At 63.2% G+C, this 22,488-nt stretch carries 22 protein-coding genes and 1 pseudogene; 7 read left to right on the top strand and 16 right to left on the bottom strand.

Going from position 1 to position 22,488, the window contains the following annotated elements; genetic code table 11:
- Positions 1–18 precede the first annotated feature (18 nt).
- Positions 19–369, bottom strand: a complete 351-nt coding sequence (locus QYH69_RS22450) for a nucleotide pyrophosphohydrolase (RefSeq protein ID WP_308833981.1) — start codon at positions 367–369, stop codon at positions 19–21.
- Positions 370–405: 36 nt separating this feature from the next.
- A complete protein-coding gene (gene ychF / locus QYH69_RS22445) occupies positions 406–1,500 on the bottom strand; it encodes a redox-regulated ATPase YchF (protein WP_075158259.1) in 1,095 nt (364 codons plus the stop codon).
- A 343-nt stretch (positions 1,501–1,843) separates the two neighbouring features.
- Here ychF and QYH69_RS22440 point away from each other — a divergent pair, with 343 nt between their 5' ends.
- The 4 genes and pseudogenes from QYH69_RS22440 (at position 1,844) to QYH69_RS22425 (ending at position 6,624) form a co-directional block, all read left to right on the top strand.
- The gene (locus QYH69_RS22440) at positions 1,844–3,016 is read left to right on the top strand and encodes a UbiH/UbiF family hydroxylase (RefSeq protein WP_308833980.1); all 1,173 of its coding nucleotides are present in this window, start codon (positions 1,844–1,846) and stop codon (positions 3,014–3,016) included.
- Positions 3,017–3,247: 231 nt separating this feature from the next.
- Positions 3,248–3,976, top strand: coding sequence for a DsbC family protein (locus QYH69_RS22435; RefSeq protein WP_308834059.1), 729 nt, complete (start codon positions 3,248–3,250; stop codon positions 3,974–3,976).
- Between the two features lie 3 nt (positions 3,977–3,979).
- Positions 3,980–5,716 (top strand): annotated as a pseudogene (locus tag QYH69_RS22430) (M61 family metallopeptidase); the annotation flags it as partial.
- 308 nt (positions 5,717–6,024) lie between these two features.
- Positions 6,025–6,624 carry an NAD(P)H-dependent oxidoreductase gene (locus tag QYH69_RS22425; RefSeq protein WP_308833979.1) on the top strand — a complete coding sequence of 200 codons (600 nt, stop codon included), beginning with the start codon at positions 6,025–6,027 and terminating at the stop codon, positions 6,622–6,624.
- Between the two features lie 162 nt (positions 6,625–6,786).
- On the opposite strand, the gene QYH69_RS22420 is transcribed toward QYH69_RS22425, so the two are convergent.
- From QYH69_RS22420 to rpe, 8 genes are all read right to left on the bottom strand, one after another.
- Positions 6,787–7,713, bottom strand: a complete 927-nt coding sequence (locus QYH69_RS22420) for a uracil-DNA glycosylase (protein ID WP_308833978.1) — start codon at positions 7,711–7,713, stop codon at positions 6,787–6,789.
- A gap of 60 nt (positions 7,714–7,773) precedes the next feature.
- On the bottom strand, positions 7,774–8,415 hold the full coding sequence (locus QYH69_RS22415) for a CYTH domain-containing protein (protein ID WP_308833977.1): 642 nt from the start codon (positions 8,413–8,415) through the stop codon (positions 7,774–7,776).
- Between the two features lie 91 nt (positions 8,416–8,506).
- Positions 8,507–9,292 carry an indole-3-glycerol phosphate synthase TrpC gene (gene trpC / locus QYH69_RS22410; protein WP_308833976.1) on the bottom strand — a complete coding sequence of 262 codons (786 nt, stop codon included), beginning with the start codon at positions 9,290–9,292 and terminating at the stop codon, positions 8,507–8,509.
- A gap of 44 nt (positions 9,293–9,336) precedes the next feature.
- Positions 9,337–10,365 carry an anthranilate phosphoribosyltransferase gene (gene trpD / locus QYH69_RS22405; protein ID WP_308833975.1) on the bottom strand — a complete coding sequence of 343 codons (1,029 nt, stop codon included), beginning with the start codon at positions 10,363–10,365 and terminating at the stop codon, positions 9,337–9,339.
- A 25-nt stretch (positions 10,366–10,390) separates the two neighbouring features.
- Positions 10,391–10,987: an aminodeoxychorismate/anthranilate synthase component II gene (locus QYH69_RS22400; protein WP_308833974.1), complete on the bottom strand. Its 597-nt coding sequence runs from the start codon at positions 10,985–10,987 to the stop codon at positions 10,391–10,393.
- A gap of 13 nt (positions 10,988–11,000) precedes the next feature.
- The gene (trpE, locus tag QYH69_RS22395) at positions 11,001–12,494 is read right to left on the bottom strand and encodes an anthranilate synthase component I (RefSeq protein ID WP_308833973.1); all 1,494 of its coding nucleotides are present in this window, start codon (positions 12,492–12,494) and stop codon (positions 11,001–11,003) included.
- Positions 12,495–12,930: 436 nt separating this feature from the next.
- A complete protein-coding gene (locus QYH69_RS22390; RefSeq protein ID WP_308833972.1) occupies positions 12,931–13,680 on the bottom strand; it encodes a phosphoglycolate phosphatase in 750 nt (249 codons plus the stop codon).
- A 31-nt stretch (positions 13,681–13,711) separates the two neighbouring features.
- Complete coding sequence (gene rpe, locus QYH69_RS22385) at positions 13,712–14,395, bottom strand: ribulose-phosphate 3-epimerase (protein ID WP_075158251.1); 684 nt, start codon at positions 14,393–14,395, stop codon at positions 13,712–13,714.
- Between the two features lie 220 nt (positions 14,396–14,615).
- Here rpe and apaG point away from each other — a divergent pair, with 220 nt between their 5' ends.
- Complete coding sequence (gene apaG, locus QYH69_RS22380; protein ID WP_075158250.1) at positions 14,616–14,990, top strand: Co2+/Mg2+ efflux protein ApaG; 375 nt, start codon at positions 14,616–14,618, stop codon at positions 14,988–14,990.
- Between the two features lie 120 nt (positions 14,991–15,110).
- Here the strand turns inward: apaG and QYH69_RS22375 are convergent, their stop codons facing one another.
- Positions 15,111–15,329, bottom strand: a complete 219-nt coding sequence (locus tag QYH69_RS22375) for a hypothetical protein (protein WP_308833971.1) — start codon at positions 15,327–15,329, stop codon at positions 15,111–15,113.
- Here QYH69_RS22375 and QYH69_RS22370 point away from each other — a divergent pair.
- Positions 15,250–16,482: an MltA domain-containing protein gene (locus QYH69_RS22370; protein ID WP_308833970.1), complete on the top strand. Its 1,233-nt coding sequence runs from the start codon at positions 15,250–15,252 to the stop codon at positions 16,480–16,482. The two genes, QYH69_RS22375 and QYH69_RS22370, sit on opposite strands and share 80 nt — an antisense overlap.
- 152 nt (positions 16,483–16,634) lie before the next feature.
- Here the strand turns inward: QYH69_RS22370 and paaK are convergent, their stop codons facing one another.
- From paaK to paaN, 4 genes are all read right to left on the bottom strand, one after another.
- A complete protein-coding gene (gene paaK / locus QYH69_RS22365) occupies positions 16,635–17,939 on the bottom strand; it encodes a phenylacetate--CoA ligase PaaK (protein ID WP_308833969.1) in 1,305 nt (434 codons plus the stop codon).
- A 218-nt stretch (positions 17,940–18,157) separates the two neighbouring features.
- On the bottom strand, positions 18,158–18,637 hold the full coding sequence (gene paaI, locus QYH69_RS22360) for a hydroxyphenylacetyl-CoA thioesterase PaaI (protein ID WP_308833968.1): 480 nt from the start codon (positions 18,635–18,637) through the stop codon (positions 18,158–18,160).
- Between the two features lies 1 nt (position 18,638).
- Positions 18,639–19,430, bottom strand: a complete 792-nt coding sequence (gene paaG, locus QYH69_RS22355) for a 2-(1,2-epoxy-1,2-dihydrophenyl)acetyl-CoA isomerase PaaG (RefSeq protein ID WP_308833967.1) — start codon at positions 19,428–19,430, stop codon at positions 18,639–18,641.
- Positions 19,431–19,691: 261 nt separating this feature from the next.
- On the bottom strand, positions 19,692–21,383 hold the full coding sequence (gene paaN / locus QYH69_RS22350) for a phenylacetic acid degradation protein PaaN (RefSeq protein ID WP_308834058.1): 1,692 nt from the start codon (positions 21,381–21,383) through the stop codon (positions 19,692–19,694).
- A 138-nt stretch (positions 21,384–21,521) separates the two neighbouring features.
- On the opposite strand from paaN, the gene QYH69_RS22345 reads away from it, so the two are divergent.
- The gene (locus QYH69_RS22345; protein WP_308833966.1) at positions 21,522–22,298 is read left to right on the top strand and encodes an enoyl-CoA hydratase; all 777 of its coding nucleotides are present in this window, start codon (positions 21,522–21,524) and stop codon (positions 22,296–22,298) included.
- On the opposite strand, the gene QYH69_RS22340 is transcribed toward QYH69_RS22345, so the two are convergent.
- Positions 22,285–22,488: hypothetical protein (locus QYH69_RS22340; RefSeq protein WP_308833965.1), on the bottom strand; the 204-nt coding region annotated here is incomplete at its 5' end. The two genes, QYH69_RS22345 and QYH69_RS22340, sit on opposite strands and share 14 nt — an antisense overlap.

Below are 22,488 nucleotides of genomic sequence, written 5' to 3'. Positions count from 1 at the left end.
AACGGTGAAGGCGTGCGGCTAAAGCGCCGAATATTTGGTGGACTTTCCCTTGGCCTTTTCCACGGGGTAACGCGTTTCGTTGAGTTTCAGCTTGTCGGCGGCCGCTTCGACGAGGTCGAAGCCGGCTTTTTCGGCGATCAGCATCAGATACATGAGCACGTCCGCGCATTCGTGCTCGAGATGTTTGCGCTGCACCGGATCGGCGACCAGCTCGTCGATCCCGGCGTCGGTTTTCCATTGCACGGTTTCGAGCAGTTCGCCCGCCTCGATGCTCGCCGAGACGATCAGGTTGCGCAGCGTATGGAATTGCTGCCAGTCGCGCGCGTCGCGGAAGGCAAGTAATTGCTTCTGCAGGTCGTCGATGGTCATGGTGGCGTCGCGCATGAGGGCGGGAGAGGTGCGTCGCTAGACATTGAACAGGAAGTTCATCACATCGCCATCGTGCACGACGTATTCCTTGCCTTCAGCGCGCATCTTGCCCGCTTCCTTCGCGCCCTGTTCGCCCTTGTACGTGATGAAGTCGTCGAAGCCGATCGTCTGCGCGCGGATGAAACCGCGTTCGAAGTCGGTATGGATCGCCCCCGCGGCTTGCGGCGCCGTATCGCCGATATGAATCGTCCACGCACGCACTTCCTTGACGCCCGCCGTGAAGTACGTCTGCAGACCGAGCAGCTTGAAGCCCGCGCGAATCACGCGGTTCAGGCCCGGCTCGTCCATGCCCATATCGGCGAGGAACACTTCCTTGTCTTCGTCGGCGAGGTCGGCGATTTCCGCCTCGATGGCCGCGCATACGGCGACGACCGGCGACTTCTCGCTTTCAGCGTACTTGCGCACCGCATCGAGATGCGGATTGTTTTCGAAGCCGTCTTCCTTCACGTTCGCGACATACATGGCCGGCTTCGCCGTGATCAGGCAGAACGGCTTGATCAGCGCCTGTTCGTCTTCGTTCAGATCGAGGCCGCGTACGGCCTTCGCCTGATCCAGTTGCGCACGCACCTTTTCGAGCACGGCGGCGAGCTTGACGGCTTCCTTGTCGTTGCCCGACTTCGCGGCCTTCGCGTAGCGCGTGAGCGCCTTTTCGACGGTCGCGAGGTCGGCGAGCGCGAGCTCGGTGTTGATCACCTCGATATCCGACAGCGGGTCGACTTTGCCAGCGACGTGAATCACGTTTTCGTCTTCGAAGCAGCGTACGACGTGCGTGATCGCGTCGGTTTCGCGAATGTTGGCGAGGAACTGGTTGCCGAGGCCCTCACCCTTGCTCGCGCCGGCGACGAGGCCCGCGATGTCGACGAATTCGACGACAGCCGGCACGATGCGCTCGGGCTTCACGATTTCGGCGAGCGCCGTAAGCCGCTTGTCCGGCACCTCGACGACGCCGACGTTCGGCTCGATCGTGCAGAACGGATAGTTCTCGGCGGCGATGCCCGCCTTCGTCAGCGCGTTGAACAGGGTGGACTTGCCGACGTTAGGCAAGCCGACGATGCCGCATTTGAGGCTCATGGAGTTTCTCTAAAAGACAGATGACGATGTGCTGCGCCGCGCAGGCAAACCCGCCGCTCGCGCGGCGTGCGCTCCACACGATGCGCAAGAGGCGAACCGGGCGGACTGAGCCGTCCTGCCGAAGACGCCGACGCGCGCGGCTTCGAAACGAACCGCCTTGCGGACTGGGGCGGGCACGGGAAACCGCAATTGTAACCCTGTCGAGGTGCCCGTTCCCGGCTTGCGGCATGACGATCCGCTTGCTCCCGCTTGATCCCCGCTTGACTGACCACGCGCGCCCCACCGCCGCCCTGCGCGCGCCCGCCGCCCCGATCCGGCAACCCCGCGCGGCTATAATGCGCGCATGAATGCACACCACCAGACTTTCGACGCCGCGGTGATCGGCGGCGGGCTAGTCGGCAAGACGGCGGCGCTCGCGCTGACGCAGACGGGCCTGCGCGTCGCACTGCTCGCACAGCACTGTGCGCCGCTTGCGCCGGACGCCGTATTCGACTCGCGCATCTATGCGCTGTCGTCGAGTTCGCAGGCGTTGCTCGAGCGGTTGCGGGTCTGGCAGGCGCTCGACATCGCACGTCTTTCGCCCGTCTACGACATGCGCGTCTACGGCGACGCGCATGCCGAACTGCATTTCTCAGCGTTCCAGGCGGCCGTGCCGCAACTGGCGTGGATCGCCGAATCGTCGCTGATCGAGCACGCACTCGATTCCGCACTGCGTTTCCAGCCGAATGTCACGTGGTTCGACTCGCGCGCGCAAGGGCTCGACGTTCAGACAACCGGCGCGACAATCGGTCTCGCGAACGGCAATGTGCTCGAGGCCGATCTCGTGGTCGGCGCGGACGGCGCGCATTCGTGGGTGCGTGCGCAGATCGGCTCGAAAGTCGACCGGCGCGATTACCGGCAAACCGGCGTGGTCGCCAACTTCAAGGCCGCGCGGCCGCACGGCGAGACCGCATACCAGTGGTTCCGCGACGGCGAAATCATCGCGTTGCTGCCGCTGCCCGACGGGCATGTATCGCTCGTGTGGTCCGCGCACACCGAACATGCCGAACAGCTGATGTCGCTCGCGCCGGCGCGTCTCGCCGCCGAAGTCGAGCGCGTCACGACGAGCGCGCTCGGCGCGCTCGAATGCGTGACGCCGGCCAAAGGCTTTCCGCTCGCGCTGCAAACGGTCGACCGGCTCGTCGCGCCGCGCGTCGCGCTGGTTGGCGACGCCGCGCATCTGATCCATCCGCTCGCCGGACAAGGTATGAATCTGGGGCTGCGCGACGTCGCGTCGCTCGCCGATGTGATCGCGAAGAAAGAGGCATTCCGCGATCTCGGCGACATGGTGCTGCTGCGGCGCTACGAGCGTTCGCGCAGCGAAGACATCCGCGCGCTGATGATCGCCACCGATGGTTTGCAAAAGCTGTTCGCCGTGCCGGGCTTCGTGGCGCGCGCGGTGCGCAATGTCGGCATGTCGTTCGTCGGCGCGCAGCCGCTCATCAAACGCTGGCTCGTATCGTCGGCGCTCGGCTGAGGCCGCCCCCCGCAGCACGGCGCCGGGCGAAAAGGAAACACGGGATGAACGGCGCGCGCCCGCGCCGGTCTTTACAGGACGACAGCGAGGCCAAAGCCGGGCTGACAGCGTGCCGAACAGCGGCCAGAAGGCATCGGTAAGAACACTTCGGCAAGAACAGCGTGCGCGATCGCGCGTGCAAGCGTTGCACATTTCGTGTGCAATGGCGACATCGGACAAGGGAGTTCAATGATGAAGAAACGTATTCGCATAGCGGCGCTCGTACTGACGGTTGCCGCCGTCGCGCTCGGCTGCTCCGCGCAGGCCGATCAGACCACCGACAAGCTCAAGTCGACGCTGCAGTCGCGCCTCGGCAACGACGTCGAGATCAAGGGCGTGTCGAAGTCGCCGATCGCCGGTCTCTACGAGGTCAATCTCGGCACGCAAATTCTCTACAGCGATGCCACCGGCGACTATCTCGTGCTCGGCGATCTCGTCGACGCGAAGACGCGCAAGAACATCACCGAAGCGCGTCTTTCCGATCTGAACCGCATCGACTTCGCGAGCCTGCCGTTTGCTAACGCGGTGAAAGTCGTGAAAGGCGACGGTAGCCGCAAGATCGCGGTGTTTTCGGATCCGAATTGCCCGTATTGCCGGCAACTCGAGAACACGTTGAAGTCGGTCGATAACATCACGGTGTACACGTTCCTCTATCCGGTGCTGTCGCCCGATTCGACGGCGAAAGCCAAGTCGATCTGGTGTTCGACCGATCGCGCGAAGGCATGGGAATCGTGGATGACGGAGCGCCACGCACCGAGCGCCGCCGGCACCTGCGACACGGCAGCGATCGACAAGAATCTGTCGCTCGGCCAGTCGATGAACGTCAGCGGCACGCCGACGGTGTTTCTTGCCGATGGCCGCCGTTTGCCGGGCGCCGTGCCCGCCGATCAGCTGGACAAGGCGCTGGCCAGCGTGCACTGAACGATGAAGCCGATCCACTACGCCATCGTCCCGAAGCAACCGGCCGCACATCTGTTCGAAGTTTCCGTCACCGTCGCGGACCCCGATCCCGACGGCCAGCGCTTCATGTTGCCCGTGTGGATTCCGGGCAGTTACATGGTGCGCGAGTTCGAACGCAATATCGTCACGCTGCGCGCGTTCAACGACGCGGGCCGCAAGGTGCGCATCGACAAGACCGACAAGCACACGTGGCAGGCGGCGCCTGTGAAGGGCGCACTGACGCTGCGTTATGAGGTCTATGCGTGGGATATGTCGGTGCGGGCCGCGCATCTCGACGACACGATCGGCTTCTTCAACGGCACGAGCGTGTTTCTCGCGGCGCTCGGGCACGAGAATGCGGCATGCGTGGTCGATATCCGCAAGCCCGACGGCGCGGCGTATCGCGACTGGCGCGTCGCGACCGCGTTGCCGGAAGCGCGCGGCACGAAGCGCTACGGATTCGGCGCATATCAGGCGCAGAATTACGACGAGCTTATCGACCATCCGGTGACGCTCGGCGAATTCGAACTCGCCACGTTCAAGGCGCATGGCGTGCCGCACGACATCGTGATCGCGGGCCGCGTGATCGGGCTCGACATGCCGCGGCTCGCGGCCGATCTGAAACGCGTCTGCGAAGCGCAGATTGCACTGTTCGAACCGCGCACGAAGAAGGCGCCTGTCGACCGTTATGTGTTCATGACGCAAGTGGTCAGCGACGGATACGGCGGTCTCGAACATCGCGCCTCGACCGCGCTGATCTGCAATCGCACCGATCTGCCGGTGACGGGCCGCGAGGACATGACCGACGGCTATCGCACCTATCTCGGCCTTTGCAGCCACGAATACTTTCATACGTGGAACGTGAAGCGCATCAAGCCGGCCGCGTTCGCGCCGTACGATCTGACACGCGAGAACTACACGACGCTGCTGTGGCTCTTCGAAGGCTTCACGTCGTATTACGACGATCTGATGCTCGTACGCAGCGGCGTGATCGGCGAAGACGACTATCTGACGATGGTCGGCAAGACGATCGGCAGCGTGCTGCGCGGCAGCGGGCGCCTGAAGCAGAGCGTGGCGGAAAGCTCGTACGACACGTGGGTCAAGTACTACCGGCAGGACGAGAACGCGTCGAATGCGATCGTCAGCTATTACACGAAAGGCTCGCTTGTCGCGCTCGCGTTCGATCTGACGATTCGCGCGCAGACGGGGCACCGCCGCTCGCTCGACGATGTAATGCGCCTGCTGTGGCAGCGCTATGGTCGCGATTTTTATCGCGGCAAGCCGCTCGGCATCGAAGAAGGCGACGTCGAGGCGCTGTTTGCCGAAGCAACGGGCGCCGATCTCGCGGACATCTTTGCAAATGGCGTGTACGGCACGCGTGACTTGCCGCTCGCGGAATTGCTCGCGCCGGCCGGCATCGAGCTCGCGCCCGATGCGGGGAAGAACGGCAAGCCGTCGCTCGGCGCGCGCGTGCGCGGCGGCGCGGAATGCACACTGGCCGCCGTGTTCGACGGCGGCGCGGCGCAGAAGGCCGGACTCTCGGCTGGCGATGTGCTCGTCGCACTCGATGGCTTGCGTGTGACCGGCTCGAATCTCGATGCGCTGCTCGCGCGTTATGTGCCGGGTACGAAGGTGGAACTACACGCGTTCCGCCGCGACGAGCTGCGGGTCGCGCAACTGAAGCTCGACGAGCCCGAAGTGCCGCGCTACAAGCTGACCGTGAAGGGCGAGGCGAAGGGCGGCGGGGCAGGGGCCAAATCCGGGAAAGCGCGCAAGGTCGGCAAGGCGGAAGAATCCGCAAAGTCTGCCCGGAAATCGGGCGACGGTCGCGGCGCGTCCGCCGCTGCGCGTGGCTGGCGCGCGCGCTGGCTGAGGAGTTGAGCGTAGCCCGTCGTTTCCTGTGCGGCACGATTGTTCCACCATTGCAACAATCCGTCGCTGTGGCGCTACTTTTTCAAGGATCGCTGAGAATTCAGAATGGCTCCCAATCGCGCAACGCATAGCGCGTCCCTTACTGGATGGAGTCAAAGATGACCACGATTCTTCAGATCAACTCGGCCGCCCGCTCGCAAGGCGCTCAATCGACGCTGCTATCCAACGAACTTACCGAAAAGTTGCAACAGTCGAACCCCGGCGCGCGCGTCGTCGTCCGCGATCTGTATAGCGATGCGCTGCCGCACCTCGACGACAACGTCCTCGGCGCGTTCTTCACGCCGGCCGACCAGCGCACGGCCGAGCAGCAGGCAATCGCCACGCGCAGCGACGCGCTGATCGCCGAACTGCAGGCCGCCGACATCATCGTGATCGGCGCTCCGCTGTACAACTTCGGCATCTCGACGCAGCTAAAGACGTATTTCGATTTCATCGCACGCGCCGGCATCACGTTCAAGTACGGCCCGACCGGTCCTGAAGGCCTCGTGAAGGGCAAGAAGGTGTTTGTCGTATCGGCACGCGGCGGCAAGTATCTGGGCACGCCGGGCGATTCGCAAACGCCGTATCTGCAGACTTTCCTCGGTTTCCTCGGCATGACCGACGTCTCGTTCATCTACGCAGAAGGCCTCAATATGGGGCAGGACGTGGCGGCGGCGGCGCTTGCCAGTGCGCGTGAAGCGATTGCGGCTGCTGCATAAGAGAAACAGCAAGAAAACAGCGAGAAAGCAGCGAGAAAGCAGTCGTCGCACGAGGTTCAGGGCGCGGGCAACATCATCTGCCTTGCGTCGGGACGCAAACGCCGCGGAACACGATTCCGCGGCGTTTTTTCTCTCCGGTTTTCCGATGGCGTGTTTCGCGGGTCAGGCCAGTACCTGCGCTTCGTCGGGCAGCCGCCAGTCGATTGGCTTGCGGCCGTGCGCTTCGAGATATTCGTTGGCCAGCGCGAAATGCCGGCAGCCGAGAAATCCGCGGTGCGCGGAGAGCGGCGACGGATGCGGCGCCTCGAGAATGCAATGCGGGATGCAGTGCGGCATGAGGTGCGGCATGAGGAGCGGTAGGCGAGAAGGCTCGCCATGCGCGCGATCGGTCTTGCCGTCGAGCAGCGCGCGTTTCGCCTGCGCGTGCGAGCCCCACAGCATGAACACAAGTCCTTCGTGGCGCGTCGCCAGTTCGTGGATCAGCGTGTCCGTGCACTTTTCCCAGCCGCGCTTCGCGTGACTTGCGGCCTGATTGCGCTCCACCGTCAGTACCGTGTTCAAGAGCAGCACCCCCTGTTTTGCCCACGCATCGAGACAGCCGTGCGCGGGCGATGCGTAGCCGAGGCTCGCGGCAATCTCCTTGAAGATATTGCGCAGCGAAGGCGGCGGCCGCACCTGGGGCGGCACTGAAAACGCGAGGCCATGCGCCTGAGGCGTGCCGCGGTCTTCGCCGTGATACGGATCCTGGCCGAGGATCACGACTTTCACGTCGTCGGGGCTCGTCAGGCGCAGCGCGCGGAATACGTCGGCCGGGTAGACGGTCTTGCCGGCCGCCCGTTCGCCATCGACGAAACGGCACAGCGGCGCGTACGCGTCGCTATCTATAAACGGCTTCAGATGCGCGCGCCATGCGGGCGGAAGCGCATCGAATTGCGCTTCGAGGGTCGGCGGGGCGGAAGACACAGACGGAGACGGATTCGGCGCCGAAGTGGTCGGGCCGGTTTTCGACGCGGACGTTTCTGCGCCGTCTTCGCCGAATAGCGAGCGCTGCGACGAAGAAGCGGAGCGGGAGCGGGTGGCGGAGGTCATGGCCGAAGAGTGTCGCAGCTAATGCGGTGCGGCTCAAGTAGCCCACGCATCGCGGTCCGCCTACGCCGTACCGCTGCCGAGCTCGCGCAACCGGTATCCGCGCTGCGCCTTGCTGACGTCTTCGGGCGCAAGGCCCGGCACGCCCGCCATCAGCTCGGCGGCAAACGCGTGCAACGCCGCTTCGTCGCCGCTTTTCAGTTCGAGTTCGATTTCGCAGATGGGCGCGCGGCGCGTCGAGCCTTCGACATCCGCGACGATCTCGCCGCGGTCGATCGCCGCTTCGATATGCGTGCCGCGATGGTCGACGAGCCACAGCGTACGCGTGAAATTCGTGCGAAACAGTTCGATGAGCTGCGGCGCCGCGTTGCGCAAAGCCGCCGCGGCGTACGCGTCGTCGCAGGCGTGCAGCAGGGCGTCGATGTCGAGCGCCGGCCCCGCGACCGGCATTTCCCATTCGTGACGGCTATGCATGCCGGACTGCGCGGTGCCGACCGTCTTGAATGTCTGTAGCCAGCTGTCGGGCGTGCGGCGTAGCCGCAGCGCGCTTTTCGACCGGGCGAGCGTCAGCGACGGCGTGTCGAAATACAGATTGTCGAGCGCGAGCGGCTGGCCGGCCTCGCCCGTGCGCGCGGTCAGCCATTGCGTCGCCGCGTCAGCCTGGTCGGCCGGCAGCGCAAGCTTGATTTCGCGTTCGATGCCCATCGATTACTCCGTCGAGTGCTTCAACTGCCGGCCTGCATGTGCCGTGCCGCAGGTTGCGGTTCGCAGACCAGCGTTCCGCGCTTGCCGCACGTCAGAAAAACATCCGCGCGAGTTCGACGCCCGGTTCTTCGGCGCGCATAAACGCCTCGCCGACGAGGAACGTATTGACGTCGAGCGCGCGCAGCCGCTCGACGTCGACGCGCGACAGAATGCCCGATTCGGTTACGACGATGCGTTCTTCGGGAATCATCTCGAGCATACCGATCGTCGTCTCGAGCGACGTTTCGAACGTGCGCAGATTGCGATTGTTGATGCCGATCAGCGGTGTCTTCAAGGTGAGCGCTTCGACAAGCTCGTTCTTGTCGTGCACTTCGACGAGCACCGCGAGCCCCAGCGAATGCGCGAACGCTTCGAGTTCCTGCATCTGCGACGTTTCGAGCGCGGCCGCGATCAGCAGGATCGCATCGGCGCCCATCGCGCGCGCTTCGACGACCTGATACGGGTCGATGATGAAGTCCTTGCGCAGCACCGGCAAGTCGCAAGCGGCGCGCGCCTCTTCCAGATACGCGGCGCTGCCTTTGAAAAACTGCACGTCGGTGAGCACCGACAGGCAGGCCGCACCATGCTGCGCATACGAGCGCGCAATCTCGGCCGGCACGAAATGCTCGCGGATCACGCCCTTCGACGGGCTTGCTTTTTTCACCTCGGCGATCACGGCCGGTTGGCCTGCCGCATGTTTCGCGCGCAATGCGCCGACGAAATCGCGATGATCGCGCGCCGACGCTTCGAGCCGTAGCTCTTCGAGCGGCGCGCTTTGCTCGGCGGCGCGTACTTCCGCGCGCTTGACGTCGATGATGCGTTCGAGAATATCGCTCATGGCCGCTCCAATACGAATACCGATCCAAAAGTCATTGCTTGCATTCAACGCTTGAATTGCTGGGTAAAGCGCACGAGTTCGTCGACCTTCGCCCGCGCGCGGCCGCTCGCGATGGTTTCGCGCGCAAGCTCGATGCCGGCTGCGATCGACGACGACACATTCGCCGCATACAGTGCAGTGCCCGCATTGAGCATGACGATCTCGCGTGCAACGCCCGGCGTGTCGTCGAGCGCTTCGAGCAGCATCACCTTCGAGGCAGCTGCATCGGCCACCTTCAGCGTGCGGTTCGACACCATCTGCATGCCGAAGTCCTCGGGATGGATCTCGTATTCGTACACGTCACCGTCGCGCAACTCGCCAACGAGCGTTGCGGCGCCGAGCGACACTTCATCCATGCCGTCCTTGCCGTACACGACGAGCACGTGCTTCGCCCCGAGCCGCTGCATCACGCGCACCTGGATGCCGACGAGGTCCGGATGAAATACGCCTTGCAGCTGGTTCGGCGCTCCGGCCGGATTGGTCAGCGGGCCGAGAATATTGAAGATGGTTCGCACGCCGAGTTCGCGGCGCACGGCCTGCACGTTCTTCATCGCCGGATGGTGGTTCGGCGCGTACATGAAGCCCATGCCGGTTTCGGCGATCGACGCCGCGACCTGCTCCGGCTGCAAATCGATATTGACACCGAGCGCCTCGAGTACGTCCGCGCTGCCCGACTTGCTCGATACGCTGCGGTTGCCGTGCTTGGCGACCTTGGCGCCGGCGCCGGCGGCAACGAACATCGTCGCCGTCGAGATGTTGAACGTATGCGCGCCGTCGCCGCCGGTGCCGACGATATCGACGAAGTTCGAACTGTCTTCGACTTCGACGTGATGCGCGAACTCGCGCATCACCGTGGCCGCCGCGGCGATTTCGCCGATCGTTTCCTTCTTGACGCGCAGGCCGGTGAGAATCGCCGCGGTCTGCGCTGTCGAAAGCTCGCCGCGCATGATGAGCCGCATCAGGTGCAGCATTTCGTCGTGAAAGATCTCGCGGTGCTCGATCGTGCGCTGGAGCGCTTCCTGTGGCGTAATCATGGCGCCTCCCTTGACCTTGTTGTTTTTAGCTCGACGTGGCTGCGGCGCCCGCACGTTTCGATTGCTTGATGAAGTTTTCGAGCAGCGCGTGACCGTGTTCGGACAGGATCGATTCCGGGTGGAACTGCACGCCTTCGACCGCGAGCGTCTTGTGCCGCACGCCCATGATTTCGCCGTCGGGCGTCCATGCCGACACTTCGAGACAATCGGGCAGCGATTCGCGTTCGATTGCCAGCGAGTGATAGCGCGTGACCGTGAAGTGCTTCGGCAGATCGGAGAATACGCCCTTGCAGTCGGTTTCGATCTGGCTCACCTTGCCGTGCATGATGGTCTGCGCGCGCACGACGCGGCCGCCGAACGCCTCGCCGATCGCCTGATGGCCGAGGCACACGCCGAAAATCGGAATCTTGCCGGAGAACTCGCGCAGCACGTCGAGCGTGATGCCCGCGTGCTGCGGGTTGCTCGGTCCCGGCGACAGACAGATGCGCTCGGGGTTCAGCCTGGCGATTTCGTCGGGTGTGATTTCGTCGTTGCGATAGGTCCGCACGTCTTCGCCGAGTTCGCCGAAGTACTGGACCAGGTTATAGGTGAACGAGTCGTAGTTGTCGATCATCAGCAGCATGGTCTTTCTCCGGTCAGAAGTCGCTATCGAGGCCGTCTTGCACCTGCTCGGCGGCACGCATCACCGCGCGTGCCTTGTTCTCGGTCTCCTGCCATTCGGACTCGGGCACCGAGTCGGCGACCACGCCCGCCGCCGCCTGCACATACAGATTGCCGTTGCAGATGACGCCGGTGCGAATCGCGATTGCGAGGTCCATGTCGCCCGTGAACGACAGGTAGCCGACCGCGCCACCGTACAAGCCGCGCTTGACCGGCTCGAGCTCGTCGATCAGTTCGAGCGCGCGTACCTTCGGCGCGCCGGACAGCGTGCCGGCCGGGAACGTCGCGCGCAGCACGTCGAAGTTCGTGATGCCCGGCTTCAGCTTGCCTTCGACCGAACTCACGATGTGCTGCACGTGCGAGTACTTTTCGATTGCCATCTTGTCGGTGACGACGACCGAGCCGATTTGCGCGATGCGGCCCACGTCGTTGCGCGCGAGGTCGATCAGCATTACGTGTTCGGCGATTTCCTTCGGATCGTTCAGCAATTCGTGGGCGAGTTCGGCGTCGCGCTCGGGCGTGTTGCCGCGCGCACGCGTGCCTGCGAGCGGACGGATCGTGACCATCCGGTCTTCGCCGCGCTTTTCCTGACGTACGAGAATTTCCGGCGATGAACCGACGACGTGGAAATCGCCGAAGTTGTAGTAATACATATACGGCGACGGGTTCAGCGAACGCAGCGCGCGGTATAGCGAAAGCGGATTGTCGCGATACGGCTTGGTCAGCCGCTGGCCGACCTGCACCTGCATCAGCTCGCCGGCGGCGATGTATTCCTTCGCCTTGCGCACGGCCGCGAGGTAATCGTCTTTCTTGAACTCGCGATAGATGTCGGTGCGCACGCTTGCCGATGTGACGGGCGGCTGCACCGACACGCGCAACCGCTGGCGCAGTTCGCGCAGCCGATGTTTGGCGCGCGTGTACGCCTCCGGTGCGGCCGGATCGACATAGACGACGAGATAGAGCTTGCCCGCGAGGTTGTCGATGACCGCGACTTCTTCGGTCAGCAGCAACTGGATGTCGGGCAGGTTCAGATCGTCCGGCGGCGCGCTGTGTGCGAGCTTCTTCTCCATATAGCGCACCGCGTCGTAGCCGAAGTAGCCGGCAAGACCGCCCGCGAAGCGCGGCAGACCCGGACGCTGCGCAACCTTGAAGCGTTTCTGGAACTGCTGGATGAACTCGAGCGGATCGCCCTCGTGCGTCTCGACGACCTTGCCGTCCTTGACGACTTCGGACACGCCGTTGCGCGTGCGCACGAGCGTGCGTGCCGGCAGGCCGATGAACGAGTAGCGGCCGAACCGCTCACCGCCCACCACCGATTCGAGCAGAAACGAGTTCGCACCGTTGCGCTCGGATTGCGCGAGTTTCAGATAGAGCGACAGCGGCGTTTCGAGGTCCGCGAGCGCCTCGGCGATCAGCGGAATGCGGTTGTAGCCCTCGTTCGCGAGAGACTGGAATTCGAGTTCGGTCATGTTCCGATCCTGTTCGTACGTCCGGCCGCAGCGGGCGTCGGACAAAGCGGGGCGTTGCGCTGCCGGTCGGGCTCGCGATTCGAAACGATGCATTCGACCGGCGCGCGCTTTCCTGACAATGCGTATCTGCCTTCCGTGGACCGCGAATGTACACCACGTCCGCGACAGATCGCGTAAACGGTGCGATTACACGGTGCAATGAGACGGCGCAACGAGGCCACGCAGTTGCAGAAAACTTGAAACAGGAAAGCGCACGGTGCGCAGCGAACTAAAAACGTGGCTGAAGACAAGCTTCAGCGAACCTCGGTGAGAGGTTAGCGCGACCAGCGACGCCAGGGCCATGCTCCCCGGTCGATGCTGCTCAGACTCCGTTTTCTGTTCAGAAACATGAAGAAGGACTGTTGGGTCAGTGAGGGTTTCAGGCAACCGATGATGCTTAGGATGTTGCTTCGGCGTTCGCCTCGGGTCTTGCCTGATTATGTGCGGCGATGGCTTTTGCAGCCTCGAGCAGAGAGGCCACTATACCATCCGATTTGATTGTTTGTACAGCTTGCCCATGGTTGTAGCCGTACGGCAGCGTGAGCGTTGCCATGCCGGCTGCGCGGCCCGCGAGCGCGTCGTTCTCCGAATCGCCGATCGCGACCGTCGCCTGCGGCGGCACCTGCATCGCGTCGCAGGCGGCGAGCATCGGCAGCGGATCGGGCTTTTTCTTCGCCAGACTGTCGCCGCCGATCACGACGCTGAAGAGCGGAAAGAGCTTGTACTGCTTCAACAGTTCGACCGCGAACCGGTGCGGCTTGTTGGTCACGCATGCAAGCTTGAGACCCGCGTCGCGCAGCGCGGCGAGGCCTGCTTCGACGTCCGGGTAGAGCCGCGTATGCAGCCCGTTGATCTTCGCGTATTCGGCCTGATAGATGGCGAGCGCCTCGTCGAAGCGGTCCTGTGCATGATCGGCCGGGAAGCGCGGCGCGAGCACGCTGCGGATCAGGTGCTCCGAACCCTTGCCGACGTAGTCGATCACTTCTTCGCGCGACGTTTCTTCCGCGTCGAGCTGCGCGAGCATGCCGTTCAGGCCGGCGGTGAAATCGTCGGCCGTATCGACCATCGTACCGTCGAGGTCGATGATCGCCGCGACGAGGCGCGGTGCGGACAACACGGGGGCGGCGTAGCGAGCGGGCGTCGTCATGTTCGTGTCGGTGTTGGTGTTGGTATTGGTGTCAATGCTCGATGTGGGCGATGGCGGAGCGCATCTGGCTAATGATCGTCTTGTAGTCGGGGTGGCCGAAAATGGCCGACCCCGCGACGAACGTGTCCGCGCCCGCGGCCGCGATTTCCGCGATGTTGTCGATTTTCACGCCGCCATCCACTTCGAGATGTATTTCGCGGCCGGTCTTCTCGCGGTACGCGTTGATGCGCGCGCGCGCTTCGCGCAGCTTGTTCAGCGCTTCGGGAATGAACGATTGCCCGCCAAAACCCGGATTCACCGACATGATCAGCACGAGATCGATGCGGTCCATCACATGGTCGAGATAGTTGAGGGAAGTGGCGGGATTGAACACGAGGCCGGCCTTGCAGCCGTGATCGCGAATTAGCGTGAGCGTGCGGTCGATATGATCGGATGCTTCGGGATGGAAGCTGATCACGTTCGCGCCGGCTTTCGCGAAGTCGGGCACGATGCGGTCGACCGGCTTCACCATCAGATGCACGTCGATCGGCACCTGCACGTGCGGACGGATTGCTTCGCAGACGAGCGGGCCGATTGTCAGGTTCGGGACGTAATGGTTGTCCATCACGTCGAAGTGGATCCAGTCGGCGCCGGCGGCGACGACGTTGCGGACTTCTTCACCGAGCCGCGAGAAGTCAGCGGACAGAATGCTGGGGGCGATGTGGAATTTCGTCATGACGATACGGCCCGGACAGTTGCGCGAGAAGCGTTATTTTAACGTCACATGCGCGTGACGGCCTGGTCTGCGCTTTGCACCGCTGCAGCGGGGGATGACGGGCGGTCAACGGGTGACCAGCGTGTAACCAGCGCGGTTGCGGGCGTGCGTTTCATCAAGCAGAATGCCATGTCATCACGAACCGCGCCTGTCGCACCACTTTGGAATCAGGCAAAACAGGATGAGCCAGTACCAATTCAGCGTGTCGTCGCAGGTGCGTTACCTGCCGGACGAGTCGGATCCGGAACGCCGGCAATATGCGTTCGCCTACACGCTGACGATCCGCAATACCGGCCAGGCGCCCGCGCAACTGATCGCCCGCCATTGGGTGATTACGGATAGTGAAAACCACGTTCAGGAAGTGAAAGGATTGGGCGTGGTCGGGCATCAGCCGCTTCTCAAACCCGGCGAGCAATTCGAATACACGAGCTGGGCTGTCATCGCGACCCCGGTCGGCACGATGCGCGGCGAGTATTTCTGCGTGGCGGAAGACGGCGAGCGTTTCGAAGCCCCGGTGCCCGAATTCGTCTTGCGCATGCCGCGCACGCTGCATTGAAGCGGCGCGGTTTCATTTCCCGTTTTTTCCGGCCGGCTGATGGTGCGGCTGGCGGCGCAAGTGGCGGCTCGATCTGTGGCGCGCTTGGGGACGTGATTCGTAGCGCGATTCGTGGCGTGACTAGCTGCGCGGCGGCTGTTGCGCGGGCGCTGGTGCCTGCGCGGTTTGTTGCTGCGTGTTTTGCGCCTGCTGCGCCTGTTCCCTCTGTTGCTGTTCCTTTCGTGCCAGTTTCTTTTTACCCGACGTGGTCCACACCACGATGAAGACGAGCAGAAACAGCGCCAGAAATGCTTCCAGCGCAAAAATGAGCATCGGATATTCGTCGAGCAGATCAGACATGGCGGTTTCCATCAAGAACGAACATTGTATGCGGTTTGTCCGCGGCGCCGCGACGTGGGCGGCGACGGTTTCGATGGCGGCGATCCTCGCCGCGTGCGGCGGACGCCAGGCCGTTCGGCCGTTAGCGAATGCGCCGACCGGCGCGGCGCTCATACCGGGGCAAATCGCCGCAGCGCGGCTCACGCCGGTCGCCTGGCAACAGGTGCCGGGCTGGCAGGACGATTCGCTGATCGGCGCGACAGCCGCCTTGCGGCAGAACTGCGCGAGGCTCGCGCGTCAGGCGAACTGGCAGCGTGCGTGCGTGGCGGCCGAACAGATCGACGATCTCGACGTCGCCGGTGCGCGGAGCTTCTTCGAAAAGTACTTCACGCCTTTTCAGTTCGCGAACACCGACGGCACGCTCGACGGCCTCGTGACCGGTTATTACGAGCCGCTGCTGCACGGCTCGCGCACGCGTCACGGCATCTATCAGACGGCGCTTTATCACTGGCCATCCGGTTATCGCGTGGGCGCGGCGCTGCCGCCGCGCGCGCAACTCGAGCGGTCGGGCGTGCTCGACGGTAACGAGCTTGTCTGGGTCGACGATCCGATCGAGGCGTTCTTCCTGCAGGTGCAGGGGTCCGGACGCGTCGTGATGGAAGACGGCAGCGTGATGCGGGTCGGCTTCGGCGGGACCAACAACCAGCCGTACCGGTCGATCGGCCGCTGGCTACTCGACCAGCGCGAAATCACGCCTGCGCAGGCGACGATGCAGGGCATCAAGGCATGGGCGCGCGCAAATCCGTCGCGCGTCGATGCCTTGCTCGATACGAACCCGCGGTTTGTGTTCTTCCGCGAAATGGCGTCGGGGGAAGCGGCGCCGGCCGGTGGCGCCGATGGTCCGATCGGCGCGCTTGGCGTGCCGTTGACGCCCGAGCGTTCGATTGCGGTGGATCCGTCGTCCATCCCGCTCGGCACGCCGGTGTTCCTGCAGACGACGCGGCCCTTGACCAATGCGCCGATGAATCGCCTCGTCTTTGCGCAGGACACGGGAACGGCGATCAAAGGCGGCGTGCGTGCCGATTATTTCTGGGGACTCGGCGATGAAGCGGGTGACCTTGCCGGCAAGATGAAGCAGACCGGGCGCATGTGGTTGTTGTTGCCGAATTCTTGAGCGTTGGGATTATCGGTCTGGATTTTCGGTTGGGCCGGGTGGGGCGGGCGGTGGGGACCAAAAAGAGAGGGCGTGCGAGTTCGCTGCGGCCCGGTCAAGCGGCGGTCCTGTGGGGTTATGCAGCGGTCGTCTACGGTCATGCGGACGACCATTTACGCGCGCGCCTTGCGCTTGTCGATTACGCGGCGTGCCTTGCCGACCGAGCGCTCGATGCCGTTCACCGCTAGCACGTTGACGACGGTCGTTATGCCGATCAGCGCCTTGATGTCGTAGACGAGTGCCTGTTGTGCCGCGCGCAGCACCGCGATGTCCGCCACCATCGCGGGATGCGGTTCGACATTGACCGTCATGACGTCGAGCGGCCCGTCTTTCGTTAAGACGATCTGATAGTGCGGCGCGAGCGCATGCTGTTTGAGCAGCAGTTCTTCGATCTGCGTCGGAAACACGTTAACACCGCGCACGATCATCATGTCGTCGCAGCGCCCCGTGACTTTTTCCATGCGCCGCATGGTGCGCGCGCTACCGGGCAACAGACGTGTCAGATCCCGCGTCCGGTAGCGGATGATCGGCAGCGCTTCTTTCGTCAACGACGTGAACACGAGTTCGCCGAACTCGCCGTCGGGCAATGCTTCTCCGGTCTCCGGGTCGACGATTTCGGGGTAGAAGTGATCTTCCCAGACCGTCGGGCCATCCTTTGTTTCGACGCATTCCGATGCGACACCGGGCCCCATCACTTCGGACAGGCCATAGATGTCCACCGCGTCGATACCCACGCGTGCTTCGATTGCGCGGCGCATGTCGTTGGTCCACGGCTCGGCGCCGAAGATGCCGATTCGCAATGAACACCGCGCCGGATCGATGCCCTGTCGCTCGAGTTCGTCGGCAATCGACAGCATGTAGCTCGGTGTCGCCATGATGATGTCGGGCTCGAAGTCCTGTATCAGCTGCACCTGCTTTTCGGTCTGGCCGCCGCCGAACGGAATGACCGTCAGACCCGCGCGTTCTGCACCGTAGTGCGCGCCGAGTCCGCCTGTGAAGAGACCGTAGCCGTAACTGACGTGAACCTTGTCGCCGGGTTGCGCACCTGCTGCGCGGATCGAGCGCGCGACAAGCATGGCCCATGTGTCGATGTCGCGCGCGGTGTAGCCGACGACGGTCGGCTTGCCTGTGGTACCAGACGACGCGTGAATCCGTGCAACCCGGTCCTGCGGCACGGCAAAAAGACCGAATGGGTAGTTGTCGCGCAGGTCCTGCTTCGATGTGAACGGGAAGCGGGACAGGTGCGCGAGCGTTTTCAGATCGGACGGGTGGACGCCGGCTTCATTGAACTTGCGTCGATAGACGGGCGAGTTTTCGTATGCATGGTTGAGCGACCATTTGAGTCGATCGAGCTGTAGCGACGCAAGCTCGTCGCGGCTCGCTATTTCGATAGGATCAAGTGGAAGCGAGGGTTTCATTGGATGGCTCTCCTTGTCGAGTGCGGGCGCGTCAGTGTGCTAGCTGCATTGCCGCGCCAATCAGGGGCGCATGCATGGTGGTCCAAATGCGAGGCGCGGCGGCGGCATGGCGTGGCGAGGCCTGACGTCACTCGTCGCGTTGCGTCGTGGCGGTGCGATGTCACGGCGTATCGAAGCCCGCGAAGCCTCTCGGCACCCAAAGTGGACGCGCTCCTCCGTTACCCGTCCGTGGGAATCACCGTTCCTTTGATCTGTGACGATTTACCGCGGAACATCGCGACGGTTTCGTTCGCGCGGTTGGTGACGCGAATGTCATAGATGCCCGTGCGCCCGGTCAGCGATTGTTCGACTGCTTCCGCAGTCAACGTGTCGCCGCTGTGCACGGGCCGCAAAAACTCGATCGAGCAGCCGGATGCGACAGTGTTGACGTTGTGCGAATTGCAGGCAAACGCGAATGCGGAATCGGCGAGCGTGAAAATGAGCCCGCCGTGACAGATACGGTGGCCATTCAGAAAGTCCGCGCGCACGCGCATTTGCATCCGCGCGTAGCCTTCACGCACTTCGAGCAGCTCGATACCGAGCGCGCGACCGCATGCGTCGGCTTCGAACATCGCGGCGGCCGTGGCGCGCGCGAGTTCGTCGGCCGACATCGACGCGCTATGTTGCGGTTGTCGCGGGTGGGTCGGTTGTGTCGACATGTCAGATGCCCTCGAATCGAGGCGCGCGTTTTTCGATAAATGCGCTCACACCTTCCGCATAGTCGTGCGACGTGCCCAGCGCGCGTTGCAGATCGCGTTCGATATCGAGTTGCTGATCGAGCGTTTGAGTCATGCCGCTATGCATGGCAAGCCGGGTCGCGACAATCGCCTGCGTGGGCTGCTGCGCGAGATGCGCGGCAAGTTCCGATGCGGTCGACGCCAATTCGCCATCGTCGACGGCTTGCCAGATGAGCCCCCAGCTTTCCGCCTTTTCCGCGGAGAGCTTGTCGCCGGTGATTGCAAGGCCGAGTGCGCGAGCGAGACCGACGCGGCGCGGCAGGAACCATGTGCCGCCCGAATCGGGCACGAGGCCGATCTTGACGAACGCCTGAATGAAGCTTGCGGAGCGCGCTGCAAGCACGATGTCGCACGCGAACGCTACATTCGCGCCGGCACCTGCGGCGGTGCCGTTGACGGCGGCGATGACCGGCATCGGCATCGCCTGAAGCCGGCGGATGAGCGGGTTGAATTGCTGACCGATGACGTCGCCGAGGTCGGTCATCGAGCCGGGTGTGAAGTCGAGGTCGGCTAGATCCTGACCCGCGCAAAAGCCGCGGCCGGCGCCGGTGATGACTAGCGCGCGTGCGCCTGAAGCTTGCGCGTCGGCGAGCGCCGCGGCGAACTCTTCGTGCATCGCGCGCGTAAAGCTGTTGAGCCTGTCGGGACGGTTTAGCGTGATTGTCACGACGTGGCTTGTCGAGTCGTTGACTACGCGGATTGCTTCATATGCCATCGGTCGTCTCCTTGCACGGCGGATGTGAAATTGCGTCGCTGCGGACGAGCGGAGTGCACGGTTCGATCGCTATCGCATTTCCGAATCGAGCTTTCTTCCGTACGCAGCTCCCGGGCGCGCTGATTCATCCGAACCTGGTTCGGATTCCTGTGGTTACTCTTGCAGCGCTTCAGGGCCCGCGGGAGCGCGACCCTTGGAACATGTTAGAGCGCGGCGCCGTTCCGCAACAGTCGGCCAAATGGCATATGCCGTTCGGCCGACTTACGCGACAGTCGGTTTTGGTTCAACATGAGCGCGGCTTTGAACGATGCGGAATCGATTGGCAACGAACGCGGCGTCGCTCAACGTCGCATTGGCCGCAGGATTCGCGCCCGTGCCATGGAAATCGGAGAACGCAGCGGACTGATTGACGAAAACACCGCCCGTCAGATTGATCGACAGTGCAACGCCGCCGCGCAGCGACGCTTCATGCGCCGCCTCGATCACGCTGTCGTCGGTGCTGTAGACCGAGAACGTCAACGCGCCGTGTTCGGCGGCCGTGCGCGCGGCAAGCTCGAGTGATTGACGGGTGGAATCGGTCGCGACGACGAATGAGATCGGCCCGAACCATTCTTTGGTCAGTTGGGCCGAATCGCCGGCGGCGTCCAGCTGCAGAATCAGCGGCGTCCGCACGCGCGCATTGGCGAAAGCAGGATGCGTGAGCACGCGGCTATCGAGTAGCACGCGGCCGAGCTTGCGTGCTTCGTCGATTCGCTGGACGACGCCTTCGTTTTGCACGGCGCCGAGCAGCTCGACTGCTTTCGCCGGGTCGGCGAGCATCCTGTCGACGGCGGCGGCTATGGTTTGCGCGACGGCATCGAAGGGCATTGTGCCTTCGGCGGTTTTGACGCCGGCGCGCGGTATATAGATGTTCTGCGGAGCGGTGCACATCTGGCCCGAATACAACGCCAGCGAAAATGCGATGTTGCGTGCGGCAGCCTTAATATCGTCGACCGAGTCGATCACGATCTGGTTCACGCCGGCCTTTTCGGTGAACACATGCGCCTGATGCGCGTTGCGTTCGAGCCAGGTGCCGTTGTGCGTGCTGCCGGTGAAGTCGATCAGCTTGATCTGCGGACGCAACGCGAGATCCTGAACCAGTTCGCCGTCATTCGGCTCGGTCGCGAGCAGGGTCACGACGTTTGGGTCGAAGCCCGCTTCGCGCAGCACCTCGCGCGCAATGCGTACCGTAATGGCGAGCGGCAGGATCGCGCCGGGATGCGGCTTGACGATCACTGTGTTACCGGTCGCAAGATCGGCGAACAGGCCCGGGTAACTGTTCCATGTCGGAAACGTGCAGCAACCGAGCACGAGCCCGGTGCCGCGCGGAACAACGGTGAAGCGCTTATGCATCGCGAGAGGTGGGTTTTTGCCTTGCGGTTTTTCCCAGTGCGCGTCGGACGGGACGCGGCGCAACTGATCCCACGCATAAGCGATCGCCTCGAGCGCGCGGTCCTGTGCATGCGGGCCGCCAGCCTGAAAGGCCATCATGAACGCCTGGCCGGTCGTGTGCATGATCGCGTAGCCGATCTCGAAGCTTGCCCCATTCAGCCGGGCAAGTATTTCGAGGCTCGTGCCGATCCACGCGGTCGGACCGGCGTCTCGCCAGCCACGCTGAGCGGCCGTTGCCGCGTTGATCAGCGCGTCTGCATCGGCAGCCGGATATCGGATGCCCAACGGAAAACCGAATGGTGACGACTCGGAGCCGACCGTGTTGCCGCTCGTCGGCTGGTCAATCTCGAACGTGCTGTTCAGATAAGCACGGAACGCGGCTTCGCCATCGGCGTTAGCCGTTTCCCCGTACACTTTGGGACTTGGCATTTCGACAAATGGGCTCCAGTAGCCGCGCGTTTCAATCGCGGCGAGCGCCTTTTGCAGCGTATCTTCGTGCTTGCTGAATAACGGATGAGTCATCGCGGAAGCCGTGCAGAACAAGATAGAAAGGTCGATTCCGTCAAATAATTGACCGACCGGTTGGTTGGCAAATGTTAGCATTGTTGGTGTCGCGCGCGAACACATTTCGCGTGCTTTCGGTACAACCTCGGAGGTTGCATGGCATACGAAAACATTCTGGTCGAAACGAGAGGTCGGGTCGGTCTCATCACGCTGAATCGACCGAAGGCGCTCAATGCGCTAAGCGACGCGCTAATCGATGAGCTGGGCGAAGCCCTGCACGCGTTCGACGCGGACGACGGCATCGGGGCGATGATCATCACCGGCAGCGAGAAGGCATTCGCTGCAGGGGCCGACATCGCGATGATGTCGAAGTACTCCTATATGGATGTGTACAAAAGCGACTACATCACGCGTAACTGGGAGGCGGTGCGGCGGATCCGCAAGCCGATCATTGCTGCGGTGGCGGGTTTCGCGTTGGGCGGCGGCTGCGAACTGGCGATGCTGTGCGACATCATCATCGCGGCGGATACCGCGAAGTTCGGTCAACCTGAAATCAAGCTCGGCATCATGCCTGGCGCGGGGGGCACGCAACGATTGCCGCGTGCCGTTTCCAAGGCGAAGGCAATGGACATGTGTCTGACCGCCCGCTTCATGGATGCGGACGAGGCCGAGCGTGCCGGATTGGTGTCGCGGGTCGTACCGGCGGCGTCGTTGCTCGACGAGGCGATGGCAGCGGCCGCGACGATTGCGGAATTTCCTTTGCCGGCGGTGATGATGGTGAAGGAATCGGTCAACAGCGCATACGAAACGACGCTTGCCGAAGGCGTGCGATTCGAGCGTCGTCTGTTCCACTCGCTGTTCGCAACTGACGACCAGAAGGAGGGAATGGCGGCGTTCCTCGAGAAGCGCAAACCGGTATTCAAGCATCGATAGATGGGCGTTCTTCAAATAACCACTTGCGCGTGCTGTGGCGAGTAGCTAGAATCGCCGTCTTTCGCGCTTCGGACAGCGTCTTTGTGAGGCGCAGTTGAAGAAAGTGCGGAAAGAGGAAGTGAGCGGGATCGCCAGCAATGGCGGGGCTTTCGCGGCGTCGGGCAGGTGGAGTGAAGTTAAAAACCTGTTG

Origin of the sequence: Paraburkholderia sp. SARCC-3016 (assembly GCF_031119615.1) — a bacterium.
Lineage (GTDB): Bacteria > Pseudomonadota > Gammaproteobacteria > Burkholderiales > Burkholderiaceae > Paraburkholderia.
Note: the sequence above shows the minus strand (reverse complement) of the source record. Positions and strands in the feature narration are given on the sequence as shown.

Coding starts and splice junctions, on each gene's coding strand:
- QYH69_RS22450 (WP_308833981.1), bottom strand. CDS start 369: ATGACCATCGACGACCTGCAGAAGCAATTACTTGCCTTCCGCGACGCG.
- ychF (WP_075158259.1), bottom strand. CDS start 1,500: ATGAGCCTCAAATGCGGCATCGTCGGCTTGCCTAACGTCGGCAAGTCC.
- QYH69_RS22440 (WP_308833980.1), top strand. CDS start 1,844: ATGAATGCACACCACCAGACTTTCGACGCCGCGGTGATCGGCGGCGGG.
- QYH69_RS22435 (WP_308834059.1), top strand. CDS start 3,248: ATGAAGAAACGTATTCGCATAGCGGCGCTCGTACTGACGGTTGCCGCC.
- QYH69_RS22425 (WP_308833979.1), top strand. CDS start 6,025: ATGACCACGATTCTTCAGATCAACTCGGCCGCCCGCTCGCAAGGCGCT.
- QYH69_RS22420 (WP_308833978.1), bottom strand. CDS start 7,713: ATGACCTCCGCCACCCGCTCCCGCTCCGCTTCTTCGTCGCAGCGCTCG.
- QYH69_RS22415 (WP_308833977.1), bottom strand. CDS start 8,415: ATGGGCATCGAACGCGAAATCAAGCTTGCGCTGCCGGCCGACCAGGCT.
- trpC (WP_308833976.1), bottom strand. CDS start 9,292: ATGAGCGATATTCTCGAACGCATCATCGACGTCAAGCGCGCGGAAGTA.
- trpD (WP_308833975.1), bottom strand. CDS start 10,365: ATGATTACGCCACAGGAAGCGCTCCAGCGCACGATCGAGCACCGCGAG.
- QYH69_RS22400 (WP_308833974.1), bottom strand. CDS start 10,987: ATGCTGCTGATGATCGACAACTACGACTCGTTCACCTATAACCTGGTC.
- trpE (WP_308833973.1), bottom strand. CDS start 12,494: ATGACCGAACTCGAATTCCAGTCTCTCGCGAACGAGGGCTACAACCGC.
- QYH69_RS22390 (WP_308833972.1), bottom strand. CDS start 13,680: ATGACGACGCCCGCTCGCTACGCCGCCCCCGTGTTGTCCGCACCGCGC.
- rpe (WP_075158251.1), bottom strand. CDS start 14,395: ATGACGAAATTCCACATCGCCCCCAGCATTCTGTCCGCTGACTTCTCG.
- apaG (WP_075158250.1), top strand. CDS start 14,616: ATGAGCCAGTACCAATTCAGCGTGTCGTCGCAGGTGCGTTACCTGCCG.
- QYH69_RS22370 (WP_308833970.1), top strand. CDS start 15,250: ATGAAGACGAGCAGAAACAGCGCCAGAAATGCTTCCAGCGCAAAAATG.
- QYH69_RS22375 (WP_308833971.1), bottom strand. CDS start 15,329: ATGTCTGATCTGCTCGACGAATATCCGATGCTCATTTTTGCGCTGGAA.
- paaK (WP_308833969.1), bottom strand. CDS start 17,939: ATGAAACCCTCGCTTCCACTTGATCCTATCGAAATAGCGAGCCGCGAC.
- paaI (WP_308833968.1), bottom strand. CDS start 18,637: ATGTCGACACAACCGACCCACCCGCGACAACCGCAACATAGCGCGTCG.
- paaG (WP_308833967.1), bottom strand. CDS start 19,430: ATGGCATATGAAGCAATCCGCGTAGTCAACGACTCGACAAGCCACGTC.
- paaN (WP_308834058.1), bottom strand. CDS start 21,383: ATGACTCATCCGTTATTCAGCAAGCACGAAGATACGCTGCAAAAGGCG.
- QYH69_RS22345 (WP_308833966.1), top strand. CDS start 21,522: ATGGCATACGAAAACATTCTGGTCGAAACGAGAGGTCGGGTCGGTCTC.